General features: G+C 42.1%; 20 protein-coding genes. 13 read left to right on the top strand and 7 right to left on the bottom strand.

The window, feature by feature from the left end; translation table 11 throughout:
• Nucleotides 1–14 precede the first annotated feature (14 nt).
• Nucleotides 15–422 (top strand): archease, encoded by a 408-nt coding sequence (locus QXD64_01195; protein ID MEM3395931.1) that lies wholly within the window; start codon nt 15–17, stop codon nt 420–422.
• Between the two features lie 24 nt (nt 423–446).
• On the opposite strand, the gene QXD64_01190 is transcribed toward QXD64_01195, so the two are convergent.
• Nucleotides 447–1871, bottom strand: a complete 1425-nt coding sequence (locus QXD64_01190; protein MEM3395930.1) for a dihydrolipoyl dehydrogenase — start codon at nt 1869–1871, stop codon at nt 447–449.
• 88 nt (nt 1872–1959) lie between these two features.
• Between QXD64_01190 and QXD64_01185 the strand changes: the two genes are divergently transcribed.
• From QXD64_01185 to QXD64_01165, 5 genes are all read left to right on the top strand, one after another.
• Nucleotides 1960–2202 carry a hypothetical protein gene (locus tag QXD64_01185; protein MEM3395929.1) on the top strand — a complete coding sequence of 81 codons (243 nt, stop codon included), beginning with the start codon at nt 1960–1962 and terminating at the stop codon, nt 2200–2202.
• Between the two features lies 1 nt (nt 2203).
• Nucleotides 2204–2950 (top strand): hypothetical protein, encoded by a 747-nt coding sequence (locus tag QXD64_01180; GenBank protein MEM3395928.1) that lies wholly within the window; start codon nt 2204–2206, stop codon nt 2948–2950.
• Between the two features lie 126 nt (nt 2951–3076).
• A complete protein-coding gene (locus tag QXD64_01175) occupies nt 3077–3508 on the top strand; it encodes a 30S ribosomal protein S12 (protein MEM3395927.1) in 432 nt (143 codons plus the stop codon).
• 107 nt (nt 3509–3615) lie between these two features.
• Complete coding sequence (locus QXD64_01170) at nt 3616–4236, top strand: 30S ribosomal protein S7 (protein ID MEM3395926.1); 621 nt, start codon at nt 3616–3618, stop codon at nt 4234–4236.
• 7 nt (nt 4237–4243) lie between these two features.
• Nucleotides 4244–6445, top strand: a complete 2202-nt coding sequence (locus QXD64_01165; protein MEM3395925.1) for an elongation factor EF-2 — start codon at nt 4244–4246, stop codon at nt 6443–6445.
• A gap of 29 nt (nt 6446–6474) precedes the next feature.
• Here the strand turns inward: QXD64_01165 and QXD64_01160 are convergent, their stop codons facing one another.
• The gene (locus tag QXD64_01160; protein ID MEM3395924.1) at nt 6475–7017 is read right to left on the bottom strand and encodes an acyltransferase; all 543 of its coding nucleotides are present in this window, start codon (nt 7015–7017) and stop codon (nt 6475–6477) included.
• A 124-nt stretch (nt 7018–7141) separates the two neighbouring features.
• On the opposite strand from QXD64_01160, the gene QXD64_01155 reads away from it, so the two are divergent.
• From QXD64_01155 to QXD64_01125, 7 genes are all read left to right on the top strand, one after another.
• Nucleotides 7142–7438 carry an MTH1187 family thiamine-binding protein gene (locus QXD64_01155; GenBank protein ID MEM3395923.1) on the top strand — a complete coding sequence of 99 codons (297 nt, stop codon included), beginning with the start codon at nt 7142–7144 and terminating at the stop codon, nt 7436–7438.
• A 1-nt stretch (nt 7439) separates the two neighbouring features.
• A complete protein-coding gene (locus tag QXD64_01150) occupies nt 7440–8300 on the top strand; it encodes a THUMP domain-containing protein (GenBank protein MEM3395922.1) in 861 nt (286 codons plus the stop codon).
• Entirely contained in the window at nt 8297–8806 is a 510-nt protein-coding gene (gene cobO / locus QXD64_01145) for a cob(I)yrinic acid a,c-diamide adenosyltransferase (GenBank protein MEM3395921.1), read from the top strand. Before QXD64_01150 ends, cobO begins: the two co-directional genes overlap by 4 nt.
• Nucleotides 8807–8880: 74 nt before the next feature.
• Nucleotides 8881–9102 carry an ATP-binding protein gene (locus QXD64_01140; GenBank protein MEM3395920.1) on the top strand — a complete coding sequence of 74 codons (222 nt, stop codon included), beginning with the start codon at nt 8881–8883 and terminating at the stop codon, nt 9100–9102.
• A complete protein-coding gene (locus tag QXD64_01135) occupies nt 9059–10360 on the top strand; it encodes an AAA family ATPase (protein MEM3395919.1) in 1302 nt (433 codons plus the stop codon). Before QXD64_01140 ends, QXD64_01135 begins: the two co-directional genes overlap by 44 nt.
• A 21-nt stretch (nt 10361–10381) precedes the next feature.
• Complete coding sequence (locus QXD64_01130; GenBank protein MEM3395918.1) at nt 10382–12028, top strand: tetratricopeptide repeat protein; 1647 nt, start codon at nt 10382–10384, stop codon at nt 12026–12028.
• 50 nt (nt 12029–12078) lie between these two features.
• Nucleotides 12079–13203, top strand: a complete 1125-nt coding sequence (locus tag QXD64_01125) for a pyridoxal phosphate-dependent aminotransferase (protein ID MEM3395917.1) — start codon at nt 12079–12081, stop codon at nt 13201–13203.
• Here the strand turns inward: QXD64_01125 and QXD64_01120 are convergent.
• From QXD64_01120 to QXD64_01100, 5 genes are all read right to left on the bottom strand, one after another.
• Nucleotides 13198–13869 carry a DUF47 family protein gene (locus tag QXD64_01120; protein ID MEM3395916.1) on the bottom strand — a complete coding sequence of 224 codons (672 nt, stop codon included), beginning with the start codon at nt 13867–13869 and terminating at the stop codon, nt 13198–13200. The two genes, QXD64_01125 and QXD64_01120, sit on opposite strands and share 6 nt — an antisense overlap.
• A 4-nt stretch (nt 13870–13873) precedes the next feature.
• Nucleotides 13874–14953 carry an ABC transporter ATP-binding protein gene (locus QXD64_01115; GenBank protein MEM3395915.1) on the bottom strand — a complete coding sequence of 360 codons (1080 nt, stop codon included), beginning with the start codon at nt 14951–14953 and terminating at the stop codon, nt 13874–13876.
• The gene (locus QXD64_01110) at nt 14953–16038 is read right to left on the bottom strand and encodes an ABC transporter ATP-binding protein (protein MEM3395914.1); all 1086 of its coding nucleotides are present in this window, start codon (nt 16036–16038) and stop codon (nt 14953–14955) included. Before QXD64_01110 ends, QXD64_01115 begins: the two co-directional genes overlap by 1 nt.
• Nucleotides 16035–17705 (bottom strand): ABC transporter permease subunit, encoded by a 1671-nt coding sequence (locus QXD64_01105; GenBank protein ID MEM3395913.1) that lies wholly within the window; start codon nt 17703–17705, stop codon nt 16035–16037. Before QXD64_01105 ends, QXD64_01110 begins: the two co-directional genes overlap by 4 nt.
• Nucleotides 17706–17776: 71 nt before the next feature.
• On the bottom strand, nt 17777–22621 hold the full coding sequence (locus QXD64_01100; protein MEM3395912.1) for a fibronectin type III domain-containing protein: 4845 nt from the start codon (nt 22619–22621) through the stop codon (nt 17777–17779).
• Nucleotides 22622–22799 lie beyond the last annotated feature (178 nt).

Raw genomic sequence — 22799 nt, 5'->3', positions numbered from 1 at the left:
TTTAAGGCAGTGCAATGTATGAGATAATTGAGCATACTGCAGATGTGGGAATAAAGGCATATGGAAAAACGCCAGCAGAAATTTTAAGGGAGATGAGTAAAGGAATGTTTTCATTGATTGTGGATTTAGATACAGTAAGACATGAGCGAGAGGAAAAAATTGAGGTGAAAGGAGAAACTTACGAAGAACTGGCTTTCGCCTATCTCTCAGAACTTCTTTTTCTCCATGATGCATCGCGGCTTGTGTTCTCAGAATTTGATGTAGAAGTTGAGAAGGAGAATGGCCTTTTTGTGCTTAAAGCATTGGCAAAGGGTGAGAAAATAAAAAATCACAAGTTAAAATTGCTTGTTAAGGGTGTAACATATCACATGCTGGAAATCAACGAATTAACTGGCTATGGCACAGTTATTTTTGATGTTTGAAATTATGGCTATCACTATAGCATTTTACATGTGATGGGCAAGAATGTGATGGTAGTGTTCAATTGGCATCAGAGAATTAAGGGCTCTTTCCACAACTTCTGACAGCGCTGGGTGTATGTGCATGCTCTGTATGAGGGGCACCGCACTTCTGTCTGGAGTGTACATAAGATTCACTATTTCCTGGATTAGAATGGATGCGTATGGACCTACAATGTGTGCACCTAAAATTTCCAAACTTTCTTTTCTCACAATCACTTTCACGAAACAATCCTTTATGGCCATCGCATCCCCTTTTGCAGTGTCCTCGTACTTATAAAAACCTATCAAAAGGTCGTCCTTTCCATACTTCTCAATGCACTCACTCTCTCTCAGACCCACACTCGCAATTTCAGGGTAGGTAAAAACTGCTCTGGGCACAGCATGGTAGTCCACTTTTGCTACTGGTTGTTTGGAAAGCAAGTTGTAGTAAACAATCATCGCTTCATAGTTGGCAACATGTTTAAACTGGTATTTTCCTATACAGTCACCAAACGCCCATACTCCTGGCTGTGAGGTCTGCAAAAACTCATCTACAACAATCCAGCCGTTCTTGTTCGTTTTTATACCCGCTTTCTCTGGATGAAGTAAATCCGAGTTTGAGGCACGCCCAGTAGCTATCAATACTTCCTCTGCTTCAAATACTTCTACTTTTTTCGATTTCCTTTCTATCGCAACAATTCTCTTTTTGTTTGTAAGAGTTTGCTGCAATTCAATCACTTCATAGTTCGTATAAATATTCATCGCAGCAGAGAGAATTTTTCTGGCAGCTGTGGCTATCTCTGGCTCTTCATCTGGGAGGAATTGTGGATTTCTACCAATGATTGTCACTTTAGAACCCATTGTAGAAAAGAAATGCCCGAATTCTGCAGCTATGTAACCTCCACCGATTATTGCCAGAGTTTTCGGGAGTTTAGTGATATGGAGAATCGTATCGCTGGTGTGGTATCTTACTTTCTCAATCCCTTTTATAGGTGGGATTGCAGGTCTTGAGCCAGTGCATAATAAGATTGTTTTGGAAGTAATAAGCTCATTTCCAACTTTCAAAACGTAGGGTTTAATAAACTCTCCTACAGTGGGATAGAAATCTATGTTTTTATGATGGCTCAAACCATGGTGGATCTGTTCAATTTCATGGTCTATTTTTTCCCGCATTCTTCTCATCACTTTTTCGAAATCTATCCTCATCGTTTTAATCTCAATGCCAAATTTACTAGCATCACGGACTAGAGTGACCAGTTCTGCTGGGTAGAGCAAAAGCTTGGTAGGTATACAACCTCTCGTGAGGCAGATACCTCCTGGTTCGTCCTTTTCAATTATTGCAACGCGCAACTCTGGATTTTTTTTGAGTAGTGCGTCTACAATATACATCCCAGAACCTGTGCCTACTAGAATCAAATCATACTCTTTCATAGTTAGAGTAAAGCGCATTTATAATATAAATAATTTGTAGGTATGTATTTATATTTGAAACACATTCCATTCTCTTGCGGGGATTTGCATGGGGAACAGAATATTCGAGGTTACTGTAGAAGAACTCTCTTTTCTGGGAGATATTCTGTCAGTCGGGGTAGTGAAAAAAGGTTTGCTCATGATAGGTGCAACACCTGACTCTGTGACTAAAGACCAAATGATTCTGGCATTAGACCAGCATATAATTCCATCAATCAGAAGTTTTGTAAGCCCTGAAAAGGCAAACGCGGTAAAACACACAATCCTGAAAAAACTGGAAGGGGGTAAATAGCTTGAAATCTACAAATTCACTCTTGAAGGATAAAATAACTATCGGTTTTTTACTCTTCTTTGTGATAATGCTCGTGTTAGGTGTCTGGCTCAGTGGCGAAGCCCAGATTGTTTTCAACCAGTTTGCAGGTGCAATTTCTCTGATTTTAGCAGTCTTCTTTTGCTTCCGAACTTATCAGTTGTACGGACTTAAAAGTGGAGAAGGACAGGTTTGGTTGGTGTTTTCTATTGCACTTGTGTGTCTAGCTCTTGGCCAGATTGCAGTAATCGCAGGTCTGAAAGGAGGAATGATTCTTTTCAGAATTGTGGCGATTCCACTCTATATTTTTGGATTTGCAAAAAAAATTGCACTTGCTGGCTTCGTTCTGACTGCTAGAAACAGTGCCACTACGATGATTTCAGTAGTGGGCTGGTGCATCGCTGTTTTCTTCATCTCAGTGAAACCTGCACTTGCAAATGGCTTCGATTATTTTGACGACGCATACATGGTTTTTTCTCTTCTTGACATCTTTCTCCTATTCGCTGTGATGTTCATTATTCAGATGGATGTCACATCTAACGGCTGGGTGTTGCTCTCCTCGGGACTCATTGCAGTGATGATTGGAGACATATTCTACATCTTTGCAAATCAGAATCTAGGATACTACGACGGCCATCCCTATGACTTGATATGGTATGTAGGGTTACTAATCATTGGATATGCAGCTTACCATCAGAGGAAATCTCATCTTGAATTGATCGCTATTTGATTTAGGATGATGTAAACAGACACCCAGATTACGAAAATAAAGCCCTATGTAAAGGTAAAGCCTCGTTTTCTACCTATCCATGGGTTTTATATATCACTTGTGTTTTGGTATTGTGGGTGTCAAATTATGCCGCCTAACGGACTGTATGCTGGTAGAAAACTTTCGAGAAACAGACAAAAGTTTAGATGGAGTAGTAGATACTATAAGCGAAAGGTGCTGAAACTGAAGGAAAAGTCAGACCCATTGGAGGGTTCGGCCCAAGCAAAGGGAATTGTGATTGAAAAAGTGGGAATCGAGGCAAAACAGCCAAACTCTGCCATTAGAAAATGTGTCAAAATTCAGTTAATCAAAAACGGGCGTCAGATCACTGCCTTTGCAGTGGGTGTTGGTGCTATCAACTTCATAGATGAGCACGACGAGGTTCTGGTAGAAGGAATTGGCGGAAGAATGGGAAGGTCATATGGAGATATTCCAGGTGTAAGATATAAAGTGATAAAGGTTAACAATATTTCACTCAAAGAGCTTGTGAAAGGCAGGAAACAGAAACCAGTGAGGTGAAGAAAATGAGCGAAGAAAAACAGGAAACTCCAGTTACTAGCGAAACCAATGAGAATCAGAAAGGGAAGTCGGGAGGAGAAACTCCAAAAGAAGAAAAAACTGATGCTATGGAAAAGAAGTCACCACTTGCAGAGCACGGCCTTCTGCTTTTTGGTAAATACTCTTGGGAAAACATTGTTATAAAGGATATGGGTATGGCAAAATACATAAATCTGGATCCAGTAGTTTTACCACACAGCGAAGGAAAGCTATCAAATGCTCCCTTCATAAAAGCCAGAATGAATGTAGTTGAGAGATTGATAAATGCTCTAATGAAGACGGGCAAGATTGGTAAAAAGACAAGGCAATACAACAACTATTCAGGCAAAAAATCAAAGGCCTACAATGTGGTCAAAAAAGCGTTCGATATAATCTACCAGCGGACAAAAACCAATCCGTTGCAAGTGCTCGTAGATGCAATTGTGAATTCTGCACCCCGTGAGGAAATTACAAGGCTCCAATATGGAGGAATATCTGTGGTGAAATCCGTGGACTCTGCACCATACAGAAGGGTAAATGTGGCAATAAGGAATCTTGCTCTTGGTGCAATCACAGCCACTCATAAATCCACGAAACCAATGGAAGAATGTCTTGCAAACGAAATAATTCTTGCAGCGAAAGGCGACATGGGAAGTTTCGCGGTCGCAAAGAAAGAGGATACCGAAAGAATTGCACTCTCAGGCAGGTGAGTAAGTTATGTATTTGCGTGAAGAGTTAATCAAGAAAATTCCAAAGATGATGTATAAAAAGGAGAACATAAGAAACATTGGTATTGTTGCTCACATTCACCACGGAAAAACCACGCTGTCAGATAATCTTCTAGCAGCAGCAGGGATGATTTCAAGCGAGCTTGCGGGCAAACAACTTGTGCTTAACTTTGATGAACAGGAACAGGCGAGACAACTCACAATAAACAACGCAGATGTAAGCATTGTGCACCCTTACGAAGGACAGGAATACCTCATCAACTTGATTGACACACCAGGGCATGTGGACTTTGGTGGCGATGTGACAAGAGCGATGAGAGCAGTAGATGGTGCAGTGGTGCTTGTGTGTGCTGTAGAGGGCGTGATGGCACAAACAGAAACTGTCTTGAGACAGGCACTTCGTGAAAAAGTAAAGCCAGTACTATTCATAAGTAAGGTAGATCGAGCTATAAATGAGCTTAAACTCACACCACAAATGCTTCAGGATAGGTTTACAAAAATCATATACGATGTCAATGCCCTGATCGAAAAGATGGCACCAGAGGAGTTCAAGTCAAAATGGAAAGTAAGTGTGATGGATGGAAGCGTTGCCTTCGGAAGTGCATACCATAACTGGGCGCTTTCTGTACCCTATATGAAGAAAACTGGTGTCACATTTAAAGACATCATCGAACTCTGTTCTGAAGGAAGACATAAAGAGCTGGCTGGAAAGGCAAGGATAAACGATGTGGTCTTCGATATGGTCGTGAGACATTTACCAAATCCAATAGAGGCCCAGAAATACAGAATACCCCACATTTGGAAAGGAGAGCTTGAAAGCCCTGTTGGTAAGGCGATGCTTAGCGTAGATCCTGATGGCCCTGTTTCATTTATGATAACTGATATTACAATCGACCCGAATGCTGGTGAGATTGCAACGGGACGACTTTTCAGCGGGAGATTGACGAAAGGCATGGAACTTTATATTGCAGGCACAAAATTCAAAGATAAGGTTCAGCATGTCTCTCTCTTCATGGGCCCAGAGCGGCTTGTCGTTGACGAAGTTGTAGCTGGCAACATTGCGGCAGTTACTGGCTTATCGCATGCAGTTGTTGGTGTGACTGCAAGTAATCTTCCAGACATTACACCATTCGAGGAAATTGTCCATGTATCTGAGCCAGTAGTCACAGTGGCAATTGAACCAAAGAAGATGGCCGACCTTCCAAAGCTGATTGAGGTGATGCGAAAAGTGGCTAAGGAAGATGCGTCGCTAAAGGTTGAGATAAATCAAGAAACTGGAGAGCATCTTCTCTCAGGAATGGGCGAATTACACCTAGAAATTACGACATACAGAATAATCAATGACCATAGGGTAGAGATAAACATTTCAAAGCCGATAGTGGTATATCGTGAGAGTGTTCAAGGGAAAGGAGGTCCTTTTGAGGGTAAATCTCCAAACAAGCATAACCGGTTCTACCTAGAAGTGTGCCCGTTGGAAGAGGGAGTCATAAAGGCAATTGAAAACGGAGAGATTCCAACTGGAGAGAGAATAAAGGACATAAAGGCATTGGCAAAGAAGCTCCAGGATGCAGGGATGGACAAAGAAGAAGCAAAGAAGGTTGTCTGGATTGAGGGGAAGAATATCTTCGTTGATGCTACATGGGGTATCCAGTATCTGAATGAAACAATGGAACTCTGCATTCAGGCCTTCAAAGAAGCAATGGATAGGGGCCCTCTTGCGGCAGAGAAAGTTACTGGCGTGAAAGTGCGACTCGTGGATGCAAAGCTTCATGAAGATAGCATTCACAGAGGTCCTGCCCAAGTAATTCCTGCTGTGCGGTCTGCAATCTACGGTGCGATGTGTCAAGCAGGAAGAATTCTCCTTGAACCAATTCAGAAAGTCACAGTGAATGTGCCTCAAGAAATCATGAGTAATGCGACAAGAGAATTACAAAAAAGACGCGGAGAAATAATGGATATGACGCAAGTGGGAGATTACACTACAATAATTGCTAAAGTTCCAGTTTCAGAAATGTTCGGGTTTGCCAGTGACATAAGAAGTGCGACTGCAGGTAAAGTGCTTTGGGGAACTGAGAATATGGGATTCCAGCCAGTTCCGAGAGAAATGATGATGAATGTCGTTGCTCAGATAAGAACTAGAAAAGGATTGAAACCAGAGCCATATGATGAAGCTTACTATGCTGGAATGTAAAAAAATTTAATAATTTTCTACCTTTTATTTTAAATCTCAAAATTTTTGCCACATTTTGTGCAAGTGTAGTGATTGTCAACTTTCTTTGCAGGGAAACCGCATTCACATACATAGCCCCGGATTCTGGCAGGAACACCAAGAACAAGGGCATGAGGAGGAACATCTTTTGTCACCACAGAACCTGCACCAATCATCGCGTACTCTCCAACGATAATCCCACATACAATTGTAGCATTCGCACCAATAGATGCACCTTTTTTCACAAGGGTTTTTACTAACCTTTCTTCCCCCCAGTATTTCGCTCTCGGATATAGGTCATTAGTGAATGTTGCAGAGGGACCGACAAACACATCATCCTCAATTACGACACCATGATATACACTCACATAATTTTGGATTTTTACATTGTTTCCGATTTTTACTCCAAAATCTATGTAAACTCCCTTTCCAATGTTACAGTTTTCACCTATCTCTGTATCTTCCCTTACCTGTGCCTGATGCCAGATTTTTGTGCCATCACCAATTTTGGCTCGCTCGGAAACCTCTGCAGTTGGATGGATCTTTATAGCCATGGAAATCTACCTCAGCTGGAAATGTGTTTAATATATAAAAGTTTACAATGTGAACCCCAATAAGACCGCATTTATTGATGTCAAAAACCAAAATTCTATATCTTCCAACTGTATCTTACTAACCATGATCGTAGCTGAGATAAGTGTGGTGCCAATAGGAGAAGGCACGAGTGTGGGAAAATATGTGCGTCTGGCTGTGAAAGCAATAAAAGAAAGCGGTGTGAAATATCATGTCTCGCCAATGGGCACATGCTTCGAAGTAGAGACACTGGAGAAAGCAATGGAAATTGCAGGAAGAGCCCATAGAGCAGTTGCAGAAGCAGGTCCAAAACGCATTGTGACCACGCTTAAAATTGATGAACGACTGGACACAGTACATAGCATGGAAAAGAAAATTGCCTCTGCAACAAAAGAGGAATAAGATGGTAATACTCGTAAGATATGCGGAGATTGCCCTCAAGTCCAACTATGTGAGAAATGCGATGGAAAAAGCGCTTATAAGGAACCTGGAAAGCAAGTTGCTGGAGCATAGAATCCAGGCAAAAATTGAACGGGACCGAGGCCATATTTATCTCACAAGTGATAGGGAGCAGGAAGTTGCTTCGCTCGTTGCAAAGACATTCGGTGTTGTCTCCTTCAGTCATTGCGTGAAATCTGGCACAGGCATAGCGGAAATTGAGCAGAACGTAGCTGAATTAGTTGCGTGCCATGCTGAAGATAAAAAAACATTTGCGATAAGGGCTAGGAGAGTGGGCGAATTCGGGTTCACCAGCATGGAACTGGCGAAACATCTTGGGAGTGTGGTACTTGCGAAATTCCCACATTTTGTTGTCAACTTAAATGAACCAGAACTTGAGATTCATGTTGAAGTGCGGCAGAAAGGTGCCTACATTTACACCGAGAAGCTACCTGGACCTGGTGGTCTACCCTATGGGACCCAGGGAAAGGTCGTGGGTTTGATTGAAAATGAGGCGGATGTGGTTGCTGCTTGGCTGATGATGAAGCGGGGTTGCAGCATGATTTGCACGGGTAAGGAAGGATATTGCAAAGTGCTCCGCCGGTGGGCACCTGTGAGAATCGAGGGTATAGAGTCTACAATGGCAAATGCGATTGCAATTGCAAAAAAAAGAAACGCACAGGGAATAGTGAGTGGGATGAACCCTGAGAAACTTCTTGAAGTTCTGCCAGAGCCAGTAGAGTTTCCTGTGTTCTTACCACTTGCCGGGTTGAATGAAACGGTAGTAAGCCAGTTGAAGGTGGAAATTGGAGTTGGAAAAGAATGAAAGGTTACATTCAGGTTTATACGGGTGATGGTAAGGGGAAAACGAGTGCCGCTCTCGGGCTTGCAGTGAGAGCCCTTGGTAGAGGGAAAAAGGTCTGCATTGTCCAGTTTATGAAAGGAATGGAAACAGGAGAGGTTTTGTTTTTTGAAAGAATACCTGGTATTGTAATACAACAGTTTGGGAGCGGTGAGTTTGTGAAAACAGCAATTGAAGAAGAGAAAAAATTAGCCCATCAGGCACTTGATCATGCAAGAGAACAGATGGTGTCTGGCAGTTTTGATGTAATCATCCTAGATGAAATAAATGTTGCGATGGACCTCCAACTCCTTGAAGTTCCTGCAGTAATGGAATTTCTGAAGCAGAAGCCAGAGCGTGTAGAAGTAGTCCTCACTGGCAGAAATGCACCGAAGGAGATTCTGGAAATCGCTGACCTTGTCACTGAGATGCGCGAAGTCAAGCATTATTACAAAAAAGGAGTTGAGGCCAGAGAAGGAATTGAGTTCTAGGCCTGGGGCTTTTTTGATAGCACCACAGAATTCAACATAAAGCGTAAAAAGAACACAAACAATATTCCACAACTTTGGGATACAGAATAAAGGTTATTATAGATGAGGACAATACACTTATGCCCATGAGCACTGTTTTTGTTGCCCGTGAGAAGGAACTTCTCCTGTTGAAAGAGTATGTAGACACGGCGTTGTGTGGTAATGCTAATTGCGTATTTATCGGTGGGGAGGCAGGGATTGGAAAAACCACACTTGTCACCAAAGCAAGCAGAATATGCTCAGACAAAGAATTATAGAATTCTAACTGGGTTCTGTGTTAAAGACGCAATTGTGCCCTACATGCCAATTAGAGAGGCATTCCGAACGGCTGGGTTGGACCATCTTGTAGCAGACAAAACTCCACCAAGATTAGAATGTGCCTATTTCATGAAGGACGCAGGGATTTTGGTATCGAAATATGAACGGACGAGTTCCTCCCTAGATCCAGATATATTCGCTGGAATGATTACTGCAGTCAACAACTTTGTCAGAGACTCGCTTTCAATGCTAGACAAAAAAGAGGGCGAAAAACAGCAGACACTTAACAGATTGGGTTATGGTGACTGGACTATCTTGATAAACAAAGGACAAAACTTGAATTTTGTTGTAATAGTTCATGGAGAAGCCGACGAATTTTTGAAAGAAGAAATGGAAGAAATCCACAGAAAAGTGGAAGAAGAATATGGGGCTGTCATTAAAAACTGGCACGGAAATGTGGATAAGGTCAAGGGAATTGAGGAAATTTTAAAATCTATGGTGGGATCTGGAAGATATGATGGAATTGATTACTCAAAAGAACTCTCTGATCCAAAACTCAAGCTAAACAGGTTATACGAAAACATTATTTCTGGGTTGAGGCGGGAAGCTAAAAAAAACCCGTTGTTGCTTTTCATTGATGACCTTCAGTGGGCAGACCCTTCCACACTTGCTCTCATACACTACCTGGCGAGAAACCTGAGAAATCTACCTGTATTACTCATTGGCACCTACAGAACTGAGGACATTACCGCAAGTAGTGATGGAAAATCCCATCCACTTGCAGAAACAATAAATCTCATGGAGAGAGAGGAGTTGGTGAAAAAGATAGAACTCGCTAGATTTACAAAAGAGGAAACACTTCTGTTGCTGGAAGCCCACTTTGGAAAAATTAGAAATCTCGATGAGAATTTTTTGGATACTATATTTAGGGAGACGGAAGGAAATCCTCTTTTCATACTGGAAGTTTTCAAGTTGCTTTCGGAGGAGAAGGCAATTCTTTATGACCCTTACAAGAAAGAATACATTCTTGAAAGGCCACTTAGTAAAATCAAGATCCCTGAAAAAGTCCAGAGTGTAATAGAGTATAGAATTAACCGCTTGGAAAAAACACACAGAGAAATTCTAGAAATAGCTGCAGTGGAAGGTGAGTGCTTTCATTCCAAAACGATTGAACATTTTACTGGAATGCCGAGGATAACCATTCTTAAGACCTTAAACATACTTGAGCGTGACTACAAACTGATTCATGCGTATTGAGACCATTACAAGTTTGACCATATGAAAATCCGAGAAACAATCTACGAATCTCTGAGTCCTGAATTACGAAGAGAGTATCATGGACTTCTTGCCGCATATATAGAGGAACAGAATGGAGGTAACTTAGATGCAGTGGCACCAATTCTCGGACTCCATTATTATTATGCTGGAGTGAAAGGGAAGGCATTACCACATTTACTAGTTGCAGGGAACAGAGCATTGGAAAATTTTGCGGCAATGGAAGCTGCGAGATTTTATCAGCATGCAATGGATTGCATAGATAAAGAAAAGCAGCGGGACCTTTATGTGGAATGCCTAGGAAAGCTTGGGGAAATTCACGCACTCAGCGGTAACTATGAGAAGGCCATTGAGTGTTTTTCAAATGCTGTTAACGACCTCTATCGAATTCAACCCTTGAATATAAAAAAGTTAGGGGAACTCCACATGAAAATCGGAGAAGTGTATGAAAAAACTGGGAGATTTGACGAGGCAATTGATTTTTGTATGAAAGCAGAGAAATTTGTTAGTGGAGACAATAAGGAATTGAGGAAAATTATTTCCTTCGAAGGTTTGATCTATATGAGAAAAGGAGAGTATGGTCCAGCTTTAGAGAAGTTAGAAAACGCCCTTAAAATGAGCAAAGAGGAAGACCACAAAAAAGAAATTGGATTAATTTATCGAAGAATGGGCACCATCCATATGTATCTTGGAAATACCCAAGAAGCCGTAAATTTGCTGAAATTGTCGCTTCAAATCTCTGAAGAAATAAACGATATAGAGGGCATCGGTAAATCCTCAAATAACTTAGGTATTGTTTATTACGGAATTGGAGAACTGGATCTTGCACTCAAATACTTTGAGAAAAGCATGGAGATTGCAAAGAAAATTGGGGATACATATGGAATTGGACTTTCTTACCTCAACATAGGGAATGTGCACCAAGATAAAGGAAACTTAGAACAAGCAATTGAATTTTACGGAAAAGGTCTTCAGATAAAGGAGAAGATAGGGGATATCTACGGTGTTGCACTCGTATACAATGCTCTAGGAAGCATTTACCTTGAAAAATGGGAACTTGAAACAGCACAAAAGTATCTGACCAACACCGTGAAACTGCAGGAAAAAATTGGCGACAATTATGGGCTCTCTCTTTCTTACATATCTCTTGGACACCTTCACAAGAAAATGGATAAACTGAATGTGGCAATAACTTACTACGAAAAAGCCATGGAAATTGCCAAAAAATCAGGTTCTAAGGAACTGATGTGTGTCGGACTTAGCTCTATTGCAGAAGTTCTAGCTAAGCAACAGAAATTCGAGGATGCGATGGAATGTATGAGGTTAGCAAGAGCAATTATCCCAGAAATAGGTTCCGATAACCTAGAGGCACTATATTATAGAACATTGGGAATCGTTAAACGGGAAGCAGGTTTATTTGATGATTCAGATGAAGCATTTAATAAAGCTCTCTCGCTCTACGAAAAGATGAACATGGCTCTCGAAATTGCAAAAACTTGCTATGATTACGGATTGATGCTGAGTAAAAGGCAAAAACCCGGCGACAGAGAAATGGCGAGAAAGTACCTTGAAAGGGCGCTAAAAATCTTTGAAGAGAAAAATATTACCAAATGGAGTGAACAAATATTTGAAATTAACCAGAACATTTAGTTTTGCATCTATATGCAAAGGTTAAATACCCAGTGCCTTTATGCCCTTTCATGCCCGCAAAAAGGTTCTCTAATATTGAAATCTCAGGCATAAGAAAGATGTTTGAAGGTGCACCTCCAGACGCAATCAATTTAGGGCTTGGAGAACCAGATTTTCAACCACCCGAATGTGTACTTAATGCCCTCCAGAATGCCGTGAAAAATGGTTTCAACAAGTATGGGCCTATTGGTGGTATCCCAGAGTTGAGAAATGAGATTGCATCTAGATACAACCGGCTTGCACCTACCAAATCTGAAAATGTAATAATCACTGATGGAGCTACAGAAGCTCTATTTGCTACAATTATGGCTATAATCGACGAAGGAGATGAGGTACTAATTCCAGACCCTGGTTTCCCGCTCTATGAAAGCCATGTAAAGATTTGTGGAGGAAAACCTATTTTCTACTCACTTAGCCAAAAGAATGACTTCGTTCCAGATACAAGCGAACTTCTAGGTTTGATTTCACCTAAAACAAAGGCGATTATTGTAAACTCTCCTTCAAACCCAACTGGAGGTGTAATCCCAGTAAAATGCATAGAAGAACTCGTAGCGATTGCTGACCAAAAAAATATAGTTGTGATTTCTGATGAGGTCTACGACCATATTATCTACGAAGAGAAACACGAGAGTTTCTGGGGTAGGTGCAGAAACGCAGTAATAATAAATTCCTTTTCAAAAACCTATGCAATGACTGGGTGGAGAATTGGCTTCTTACTTGCACCCCCTCACCTAATGCCACATATCTTCAAATCTCACTATCACTTAATTGCCTGTCCGCCCACTCCAACACAATATGCAGCTCTAGAAGCCCTTAAAAAAGCCGATGCAGATGTTACAAGAATGGTAAATGAATTTAGAAAACGAAGGGATTACATTGTGAACGCCCTTAATTCCATTCCAGGATTTAACTGTCTTACTCCAAAAGGTGCATTTTATGTATTCCCTGAGTTTACTTTACCCAAAACCTCAATGGAACTTGCTACAACTCTTGTACAACATGGAGTGATATGCACCCCAGGATCAGCCTTCGGTAGAAACGGTGAGAGGCACATAAGATTTTCCTATGCTAATTCGCTTGAAAACATAAAGAAGGCGATAGAAAGAGTTACGAACGTAATAGAAACACTTTCATAACCCTGCCACAACAAGCATTCTAATCATATCCCCAGTATCTTTGCAGTTGTCTGCAGAGTTCTCCATACCATGTAAAATTTCTCTCAAAACAATCACTGTTCTAGCATCGCTTACATGTTTCAGAACTTCTTTCTTTGCATTGAAGTAAATTTCGTCGATTTTATGTTCGAGCATCTCCACCTGTTTCTCACTCTCTCTAGCTTCCTCTGGATTAGTCGGCAGGAGTTCCATTGCTCTCTTCAAAGCTTTAGTGCACTCTACGATTTTTTCGTTCATTTCAAGAAGGGCCTTCCAGACTACATCTGGGCATGTCATCTTCAACTCAATGAGAATTTCAAGATTCATTCCAGATTCCTTTAGCCAATCAACTGCATAATCTTGATGCCTAATCATTCTCATCATGAATTCTCGCGCTCTTGGTTCCATATCTGAGACACTTACTTCATCAGCTATCTGATATTCTATGTTATCCGCATCCTTTTCAAATGTGTTGAGTGCATACAATGCTTTCTTTACTTCTGCATCCATTCCATGGCTTGCATACTTCAGTGCTTCATGTAGTTCAACACTCGCGCTCACAAGCTTATCTGCATGTTCAGCAGCTTTCCGCACCGCTATTGATTCATGTCTTTTTGTAAACCATGCCATTAAACCCTTTTCCTGCATTTGCTCACCTCAGTTTCTCAAGCGAAATTGCTGCAGTGAAACCCTCAGGAGGTATCCTATATACCTTTATCTCTTCCTTTGGTAGGGAGAGGGATATTTCTTCCCCATAATTAAATTTTTCATCTAGATCATAGGAAACCATCTTGATTTCCTCTCCACAATAGTCAAAAATGTGGACCAAATGAGAACCGAAGAACACCGTATTACGGAATTTTGCCTTTATTCCATCACCCAGCTCCAGATTCTCTGGGCGAATGGCAATTACAACTCTCTCGCCTTTGAGTTCACCGTAGTTTTCTAGCACTTCTATCTTATCTCCGCAGCCAGTAACCGCAAAAACTTTCTCTCCTTCCACATGGATTTTACAGAAAATAAAATTCATCTCGCCAATAAAGAATGCACCAAAAAGAGTTTTGGGGTGATGATAAACCTCGCTGGGCTTCCCATACTCTATAATTTCTCCGGAACGCATTACACAAATTCTGTCAGCAACCGCCAACGCTTCCTCCTGGTCATGTGTTACATGAATTACAGTGACACCAAAATCCTTCATGAACTTTCTGAGTTCAACCCGCAACTTTTTCCTCACACGTGCATCCAGCGCAGAAAGGGGTTCATCAAGAAGCATGAGTTTGTTTTGGGTTGCAAGGGCCCTGGCAATCCCACAGGACTGTTGGATCCCTGTTGGTAGTTCTCTTGGGTAACACTCCAGATAGGGCTTAAGACCTAGCATTTCCGCAAACTCTCTAACGATTTTACCAGCTTCTTTTGCATGAATAGACCTTATTTTTAGAGGATAAGCAATATTCTCCTCAGCCCTCATATGCGGAAAGAGTGCAATGTTCTGGAAGACATAGCCAAAGTTTCGCTTGGAGGGAGAAAGGGTTGTCACATCCTTTCCATCGATGATAATTCTACCATACGTAGGCTTTTCTATTCCTGATATCATTTTTATCAGTGTAGTCTTTCCACAACCAGAGGGTCCGACAATTGTGAGGTATTCTCCGTTTTCCACAGTTAGATTTACATTCTTCAATGCTTGAACACTCCCATAATTCTTTGATACATTTTCAATCCTAAGCATCACTCCACCTCCAGTTCCTCCTGTATGTTTAAATTTTCAGCACTAAAGCAAAGCACTTTTTTCGGCTTTAACCAACAATGAACTCCTTCGTTTGCAGGCAACCGCTCAGTGATAGGCATCTTTGCCAGCAATCGCTCATATTCTGTGCTAAAATCTATTTCATAAAATTTGCCCACTTGATATATTTTATCCACACATCCATAAAAACTATTTTCCTCCTCTGTCATTACTAACTCCATCTGCTCATATCTCATGCATACAAGCACCTTCTCGCCCACTTTAAACTTCTTGTTCACAACAACCTTAAGTTTCCTTCCGTGCACATCTTTTAAAATCAGTTCATTACTGCTACATGCCTCGACAAAAAATGCCATAAAGTTGCCACCACCAACAAAGTTTGCCACAAATGGGGTCGCTGGCTCACTGAAAATTTTTTCAGGTTTGCCTTCTTGCACAATTTTTCCGCGTCTTAGCACAATTATTCTATCCCCTATTTCCATCGCTTCTTCCTCATCATGAGTGACATGAATAACTGTAATCCCAAAGTCCTTTGCGATTTTTTTCAGCTCACTTCTCAGCATTATTCTAAGCTTCGCATCAAGTGCTCTAAGTGGTTCATCAAAGAGCAATATTTCAAACCCGGATGCCAGGGCTCTTGCGAGTGCTACCCTTTGCATCATTCCTCCACTCATCTCCCTCGGAAATGAAGTCTTTCTAGACAGCAAATTCATGAGGGTAAGATACTCTTCAGCAACTTTCATTGCGATGGCTGGGTTTGTACCACTAACAATCCTTGGAAACATCACATTCTCAAGAATGTTCATATGTGGAAAGAGTGCGTAAGTTTGAGACAAATAAGCAATTTTTCGTTCTTCTGGCTCCAACTTATCTATTCTTCTTCCGTCTCTCCAGACCTCCCCAGATGTTGGTCTTTCAAGTCCTGCAATGATTCGCAATAATGTAGTTTTCCCTGCACCAGTTGGTCCCAGAATTACAATGTACTCTCCTTTTTCCACCTTGAAATTTAAATTATCCAGTACCAATTTTTTCCCGAACCTCTTGCTTAGACCCTTTATCTCGATCATTTCTTCCTCCCCTTCATCGTCATTCTTATAGCAAGCAGCACAACTACAGATATTCCTATGAGAATGAGCGATGCGATTGCGGCAGAGTAGTAGTCCTTGGCTTTGACTAGCTGGACAATGTAAACTGGGATTGTAGTAATCTTAGAGTCAGAGGGAAGCACAGCAATAGTTGCTCCTGTCTCATCCAAACTTCTAGTAAATATCATTATAACACCTGCAATTATGCTGGGCTTGAATAGGGGATATACAATCTTTCTGAATACAGTAAGGGGTCTAGCGCCCAGTGTCTTTGCAGCTTCCTCATAATCCGGTGGAATTTGTCGCATTGCGGCAGCAAAGGTTCTCACAAGGAAAGGATAAGTAAATGAAACATGGGCCAAAACAACAACAAGAATAACTAGGAAATTATTATTGATGTTAAAGAAGTTCTTCCAGAATAAACCCAATGATATCCCTAACGCAACCGTAGGTACAATTATAGGAATGTTTGCTAACATATCTAATGTTTCTGCACTCTTTCGCTCCCTTGCTCTCGCAATGTAAATAGCAAGGGGTATTGCCGTAGCCAAACAAATTAGGGTTGTAAGAGTTGCAACAATCAAAGAAATCCCAAGAGAATAAAGCATTCTTCCATAGTCAATGTGGACGCTATGTCCCCATTGCTGAGGTATGTATGCAAGTATGAATAGAGAGGGGATAAGCACCAGGAAGAGGAAAAGAAAAAGACCAGATACATCGCGAAGCATACCCATCTTCTTTGTGCTGAACAGATTCTCTAATTGATAAACTTTTCTGAATGGAAAACGAACTTTTTCTGCAAAAATTTTCACAATCCCTAATAAAACCAGTGATATTAAAATCAAAACCATACTCATAAAACCTAGGGCTTCGTTGATGTATGGATACCCTGCATTTTTCAGAGAATTGATAAGAGCTGGGCCAGTGAGCGTTGAACTGGAAGTAAGAGTGGCATAGTCAACATTGGTCACCATTGAAATTGCAAGAAAGGTTGCACCAGTTTCGCTCAAACTTCTAGCTAGACAGAGGATAATCCCTGTAACAATTGCAGCTTTCATAATAGGCAAAGTAACTGTTCTTGCAACTGTGAATTTTTGAGCACCAAAGCATTCACCAGCGAACTCATATGTAATGTCTACCTCCTCTATTCCTGCCTTCATTGAACGCACCATGTAGGGAAGGGTGAATGCTATGTGGAGAAGAATGATAATTACAAAAGGCGAAGAAAAAATTGCAATGGCTCCTGACCTCGTGATTTCTGTGGTTAAGTCCTTCGCAAAGAAAAGGGTTGTGCTAAAACCCAGTGCTGCAGTTGGCATCACAAGTGGTATGTCAACAAGAGTATCGACAAACTCTTTACCTCGAAATTCTCGTTTTGCAAGGAACCAAGCAAGTGGTAATCCAAGTACAATGTCGATGATTACCACGATGATAGCAACTGCAAGCGAGACAAGAATGCTTCTACTGAACAAAGAGATGAGTTTTTCGTCGGTGAGAATGTTGCGGTTTACTGAGTCCCAATTAGTCCCTACATACACAAACGAATAAAGCACAGGCACAAGAACAAATATTATGAAGAAGACAATTGTAAGAGTATAAAACAGATATTTCCAGTGCCTCAGGGTCGGTCTTAGTTTTCGCCCAGCCATCGGTTCTCTAAACACATTTGGTATATATAATTTAAGAGTGGTTGCAGATTAAAAAATTAAAGAAAAAGAGTTTAGTAGGTCGTGGCTTTGATTGTGAAGCTGCCAGAACCGTAATAGGAGTACACCAAGATGTACCATGTTCCAGCTGGCGGATAGCCAATGATTATCGTTTCGTAAGACGAGGGTCCCACACTTCTGATGTCATAGTAGCATGGAGTTGGCTTTGAATTCAGTTTCACATAGAGGTCAAAGTCAGCGTTAGATGGTCCAGTGAGGTCAATTCTTAACCTGTACTTCCCAGTTGGAATTGTGATGTAGAAGTATTCGCCCCTTCCACTTCCGCTCAGCGAACTCGTCTTAGCCACACCATCCTGAAGTTGTCCATCGTCCACAGTGTCTGTTGTTGTTGCCTTAATAGTATAACTGCCAGCACCATAGTATGAGAAGACATATATGAACCAGATACCCTCGGCTGGGTTCAATATGGAAATTTTTTCGTTGGAGGAGGAACTGGTGCTCTTGTAGTCATAGCTCAGAGTGGTTGGGAGTGCATTGTATTTCACATAGAGGTCAAAGTCTTTGTAGTAGTAGGAACTTGAACCTACGAGCTCTATTTTCAGCTGGGCTCTTCCTGCAGCCACTGTGATTGAGTAGTATTTGCCATACCCAGTTCCATTGATTGTGTCTGTGTACGGCACTCCGTCTGTGAGCGGTGTGACTGACGGTGGTGCAGTCGTGGTGGCCTTGATTGTGAAGGAACCTTTACCAGAATAAGAATAGACCATGAAATACCATGTTCCAGGGGAGGGTGCGTTTATGTTCACAAGCTCATTAGAGTTTGAATTTACGCCTCTGTAGTCGTAGCTGGACAGTGTCGGCAGTGCTCCGAGTTTAACATAGACATCAAAGTCAGTGTATGCAGGGCCGCTCAACTCAACTTTCAATTTTATTTTCCCTGCTGGCACCACCAGACTGTAGTATCTTGTGTCCTTTGGTCCGTTAAGTGTGCCTGTTTCTGGCACTCCATCCGTAAGTGGAATCACTGTGGTATCGTTTAATGTTGTGAATGTATAGTCAGAACTGTTTGCGGCATTGCCATAGGCATCCGTTGACTTTACCATAAAGTGGTAGAGCGTCCCTGGTGTCAGTCCAGATAAAGAGACAGAGTGTGATGTTGTATTCCCAGCGCCCGTTGCACTCTTTCCATAGGCAGTGGTCGTGCCGTAATCTACTACACTACTGCTGGGCTCATCTGTTATCCAGGTTATAATTGCAGAGGTAGCCGTGATGTTTTTCACAGCCACATTTGAGATGACAGGAGGTGTTGTGTCTCCACCGCCACCAGATGTTGTGAATGTGTAGTCAGAACTTGTGGCAGTGTTTCCGTTGACATCTGCTGATTTGACTCTGAAATGATAAGTGGTTGATGCAGTTAAGCCAGATAGTTGGACAGAGTGAGAAATGACTCCATTTGCGCCGGTTGCCGTCTGCCCGTAGGAGGTAGTAGTGCCATATTCTACAATGCTGCTGCTGGGTTCATCCGTAGTCCACATAACCACTGCAGAAGTTGATGTGATGTTTACCACCGTAACATTTGAAATCTTTGGAGGCGTGGTATCATTAGAGGCAGTCGTGAAATTATAATCCTGACTGACTGCAGTGTTGCCGTAAGCATCTTTTGAATTTACTCTGAAGTGATATTTCGTAGATGGTGTCAATCCTGTCAAAGTCACCTGGTGAGATGTTACCCCAGTAGCACCTATTGCCACCTCTCCGTAGGATGTGGTGGTGCCGTACTCCACAACACTTGTGCTTGGTTCATCTGTGGTCCATGTAACTATCGCTGAGGTCATTGTTATTCCAGAGACTGCAACATTGGAGATTACAGGTGGTGTTGTGTCTGCCTGACTGGTTGTGAAGGTATAGTCGTCACTTTCAGCAGTGTTTCCAACGGCGTCCTTTGAACTCACCCTGAAGTGGTAGGTTGTTGCAGGTGTAAGCCCTGTTAGAACCACTGTGTGGAATGTGACACCATCTGGGCCATCTGCAGATTCACCATAATTTGTATCCAAACCATACTCCACTACGCTCGTGCTTGGCTCATCGGTAGTCCAGGTAACTGTTGCGGAATCCTGGGTAATATTGCTAACCGCTACATTGGATATTACGGGAGGTGAGGTATCATTTCCTCCATCAGATAAGGTGGTGAATGTGTAGTCAGAACTAGTTGCAAGGTTGCCTGCAGCATCTGCGGATTTAACCCTGAAATGATAAAGGGTTGATGCGGTTAATCCTGAGAGGGAGACAGAGTGAGAGGTAACGCCACCAACACCAGATGCCGTCTGCCCGTAGGAGGTTGTAGCGCCGTATTCCACAATGCTGCTGCTGGGTTCATCTGTTGTCCAGAGCACCACTGCAGAGTTTGACGTAATGTTTATAACTGCCACATTTGAAATCACTGGAGGTGTTGTATCTCCTGCGGATAAGGTGGTAAAGGTGTGGTCAGAACTCACTGCGGTGTTCCCTGCAGCATCTGCGGATTTAACTCTAAAGTGATAGGTGGTTGAGGCACTAAGTCCTAGCAAGGTAACAGAGTGAGCAGTGACTCCATTTGCTCCAATTGCTGTCTGCCCATAGGCGGTTGTGGTGCCATATTCCACCACGCTCGTGCTCGGCTCATCGGTAGTCCAAGTAATCGTTGCAGAATCCTGTGTGATGTTCTTCACCTGCACATTTGAGATTGTTGGAGGAGTGGTATCTCCACCACCTGAGCCAAAAGCACCAATTACTGCAAGTGCAAATGGTTGAGGTCCATTAGGCACATTGGTTGCAGTCACCCTGATTGTGTATGTTCCTGTAACTGGCGTAGGCAAAATAACGCCTTCCTCCACATTCAGGGTGTCAGGTGAGCCCCCAGTAACTGAGTGGCCTGGGTTCTTGCCTGAAAATACATTCCCTAGATAAACGCTGCCATCTGGAGCTGTGACCTTCAAGTCCAAGTTATTCACCAGTGCTTTTGAGGCGCCCACTGTGCCTGGATAATCAGTCCATGTCAGAATCACCTTGAACGGCTGAGCATTGGAGGATATTGTGTACTGATACTCCTTGTACTGGCCTGTGCTGATTCCAGTGGTCTCATCAACTATCTGAAGTCCTAAGGTGTCGCCAGAGAAGTACAATGAGTTATCCAGGTTAATTCTGCCCCATCCCTGGCTGTTGTTCGGGAATTTGCCCTCATTATTCATGTCGCTGTACGAACCAGTCAACTCAACACCACCAACCATCAGTACCGCTTTCAGCAGGGCCGCAGATGGTGTGAAAGCATTTGCAGGATTCTTTGTTCCAGTTGGATACCAGCCTTCCATAAAGTATTGTCTCACAAGAGCAGCATTTCCAGCAGCACATGGGGTTGCCATGCTTGTGCCAGCCATACCTATATATCCTGCATTATTTGTGTTGAGGTTACCATCAGAATCAGCAGAGTACAAACTAGAGCCAACTGCAGAGATTGTTGGCTTCAACCTTCCATCGGTAGTAGTTCCTCTGCTCGAAAAGGATGCCATGTCATTTTGATTTGGGCTGTTTTTGGATGCCCCCACACTTACCAGATTTTTAGCTGTTGCAGGCGAACCGACGGTTTGTGCTCCACTCGCACCAGAATTTCCGTTAGCAAACAGAATAAGGCAGTCCTTGTGGTTCCACATAAACAAATCTACCATTCTTGCATCGCTTGTGTAAGAAGCACTAGAGGAACCCCATGAATTCGAAATTATTCTTGCACCTGCATTGTATAAGGGTCCAAACAGGTTGTTATAGTCGGAGGGAATACCAGAAAGGCTATCTCCATATCCAATGTCTCCGAACGCTAGCTTAGCTTTATAGGCCATCCCATCGTAAGGTGCAGTTCCTCCCACATAGGAATCATCACCTGCAATTGTGCCTGCTACATGGGTTCCATGCCCTGAGTTATCTGAGTCCTTCCCATCTGCAAAGTTCTGATAGAGAACAATCTTTCTGTGGTTCTGGTTTACCTGGTTTAGCACAATCTGCACATTCGGGTCTCGGAATGCAGCATGGTCGTAGTCAATTCCTGTATCTGTCTCACCCACAATCTGCCCTTCTCCATGAATGCCTTTATCCCATATTTTTCTGTTTTCAGAATTGCCTGTCTGAGTAATCCACTGCGCATTGTTGTTCAGGATTTTCATTTCTTCGAAGGGTGAAATAAACTCAACGCCAGGGATCTCAGAAACCGCTCTTATTCCTGCTTGTGTGAGCTTAGCTATAATCCTCGTGGTACTCACACTCATCAATTCTCCTCCGTAAGCATTTACCACATTAACTACTTCACTTGTTGATGCTGGTGTTAATAACAAAATATCTACTTTTGATTCACCAGGAGTATTTAGAGACGCATCAATCTTATATGATGGTAAATATTCACCTACCCATCTAACAAAAGAAAGCTTCTTCACTAAAGAAAGGGAAGACGAAGGTATCTTTACAATGAATGCGTTGTTGGGGACATACCAGTAAATCTCGCAACCCAAATTCACAAGCGCCCTTTTCCACGAGTCCTTCACTGGGCCTATAAATTGAACCAGTTTCACATCAGATTCTGCTCTAGGAACAAGGGGTTCACCTTTAAGTGGATCAAACTGATAGTTTTGTAAAAGAATCGTGGTGTCTACATCTACCACTTCAAAGTTACCGTTTTCTAACAGTCTCCGTTCACTTTGTGTGACTTCAACGAGGGCATAGTTTGTGTATCTTTCTACTATTCGAACACCGCTCTTTTCTAAGATGCTTAATTGATTTTCTGATGCAGTGATATATACAAGCTGGTTTTCCTCGGTACTCTGGGGCTTCTCATAAAATAAAAACCAGAACACACTTAGCACTAACGCTGCTGTCACCACTATTCCCAATATAATTTTTCTTCTATGATGATACATAATATATCACCTATTGCTCTAACCCATCTCTAGAAATATAAACTTCACCGGGTAGTTACCGGGTAGGTACCAATTTTTAACTACGGGCTTGAGTTAACATTTTTATAGAGTTAGAGCACCTCCTTGCGGACATTAACCT

The organism is Thermoplasmata archaeon (assembly GCA_038874435.1).
Taxonomy (GTDB): domain Archaea; phylum Thermoplasmatota; class Thermoplasmata; order Lutacidiplasmatales; family SKW197; genus SKW197.
The sequence above is the reverse complement of the archived record's forward strand: the minus strand, read 5'-3'. Positions and strand labels throughout refer to the sequence as shown.

Bases quoted from the DNA above. Each gene is read 5' to 3' on its own strand.
- QXD64_01195 (MEM3395931.1), top strand. From the start codon at position 15: ATGTATGAGATAATTGAGCATACTGCAGATGTGGGAATAAAGGCATAT.
- QXD64_01120 (MEM3395916.1), bottom strand. From the start codon at position 13,869: ATGCAGGAAAAGGGTTTAATGGCATGGTTTACAAAAAGACATGAATCA.
- QXD64_01165 (MEM3395925.1), top strand. From the start codon at position 4,244: ATGTATTTGCGTGAAGAGTTAATCAAGAAAATTCCAAAGATGATGTAT.
- QXD64_01190 (MEM3395930.1), bottom strand. From the start codon at position 1,871: ATGAAAGAGTATGATTTGATTCTAGTAGGCACAGGTTCTGGGATGTAT.
- QXD64_01175 (MEM3395927.1), top strand. From the start codon at position 3,077: ATGCCGCCTAACGGACTGTATGCTGGTAGAAAACTTTCGAGAAACAGA.
- QXD64_01125 (MEM3395917.1), top strand. From the start codon at position 12,079: ATGCCCGCAAAAAGGTTCTCTAATATTGAAATCTCAGGCATAAGAAAG.
- QXD64_01170 (MEM3395926.1), top strand. From the start codon at position 3,616: ATGGAAAAGAAGTCACCACTTGCAGAGCACGGCCTTCTGCTTTTTGGT.
- QXD64_01160 (MEM3395924.1), bottom strand. From the start codon at position 7,017: ATGGCTATAAAGATCCATCCAACTGCAGAGGTTTCCGAGCGAGCCAAA.
- QXD64_01150 (MEM3395922.1), top strand. From the start codon at position 7,440: ATGGTAATACTCGTAAGATATGCGGAGATTGCCCTCAAGTCCAACTAT.
- QXD64_01105 (MEM3395913.1), bottom strand. From the start codon at position 17,705: ATGGCTGGGCGAAAACTAAGACCGACCCTGAGGCACTGGAAATATCTG.
- cobO (MEM3395921.1), top strand. From the start codon at position 8,297: ATGAAAGGTTACATTCAGGTTTATACGGGTGATGGTAAGGGGAAAACG.
- QXD64_01155 (MEM3395923.1), top strand. From the start codon at position 7,142: ATGATCGTAGCTGAGATAAGTGTGGTGCCAATAGGAGAAGGCACGAGT.
- QXD64_01115 (MEM3395915.1), bottom strand. From the start codon at position 14,953: ATGCTTAGGATTGAAAATGTATCAAAGAATTATGGGAGTGTTCAAGCA.
- QXD64_01185 (MEM3395929.1), top strand. From the start codon at position 1,960: ATGGGGAACAGAATATTCGAGGTTACTGTAGAAGAACTCTCTTTTCTG.
- QXD64_01130 (MEM3395918.1), top strand. From the start codon at position 10,382: ATGAAAATCCGAGAAACAATCTACGAATCTCTGAGTCCTGAATTACGA.
- QXD64_01110 (MEM3395914.1), bottom strand. From the start codon at position 16,038: ATGATCGAGATAAAGGGTCTAAGCAAGAGGTTCGGGAAAAAATTGGTA.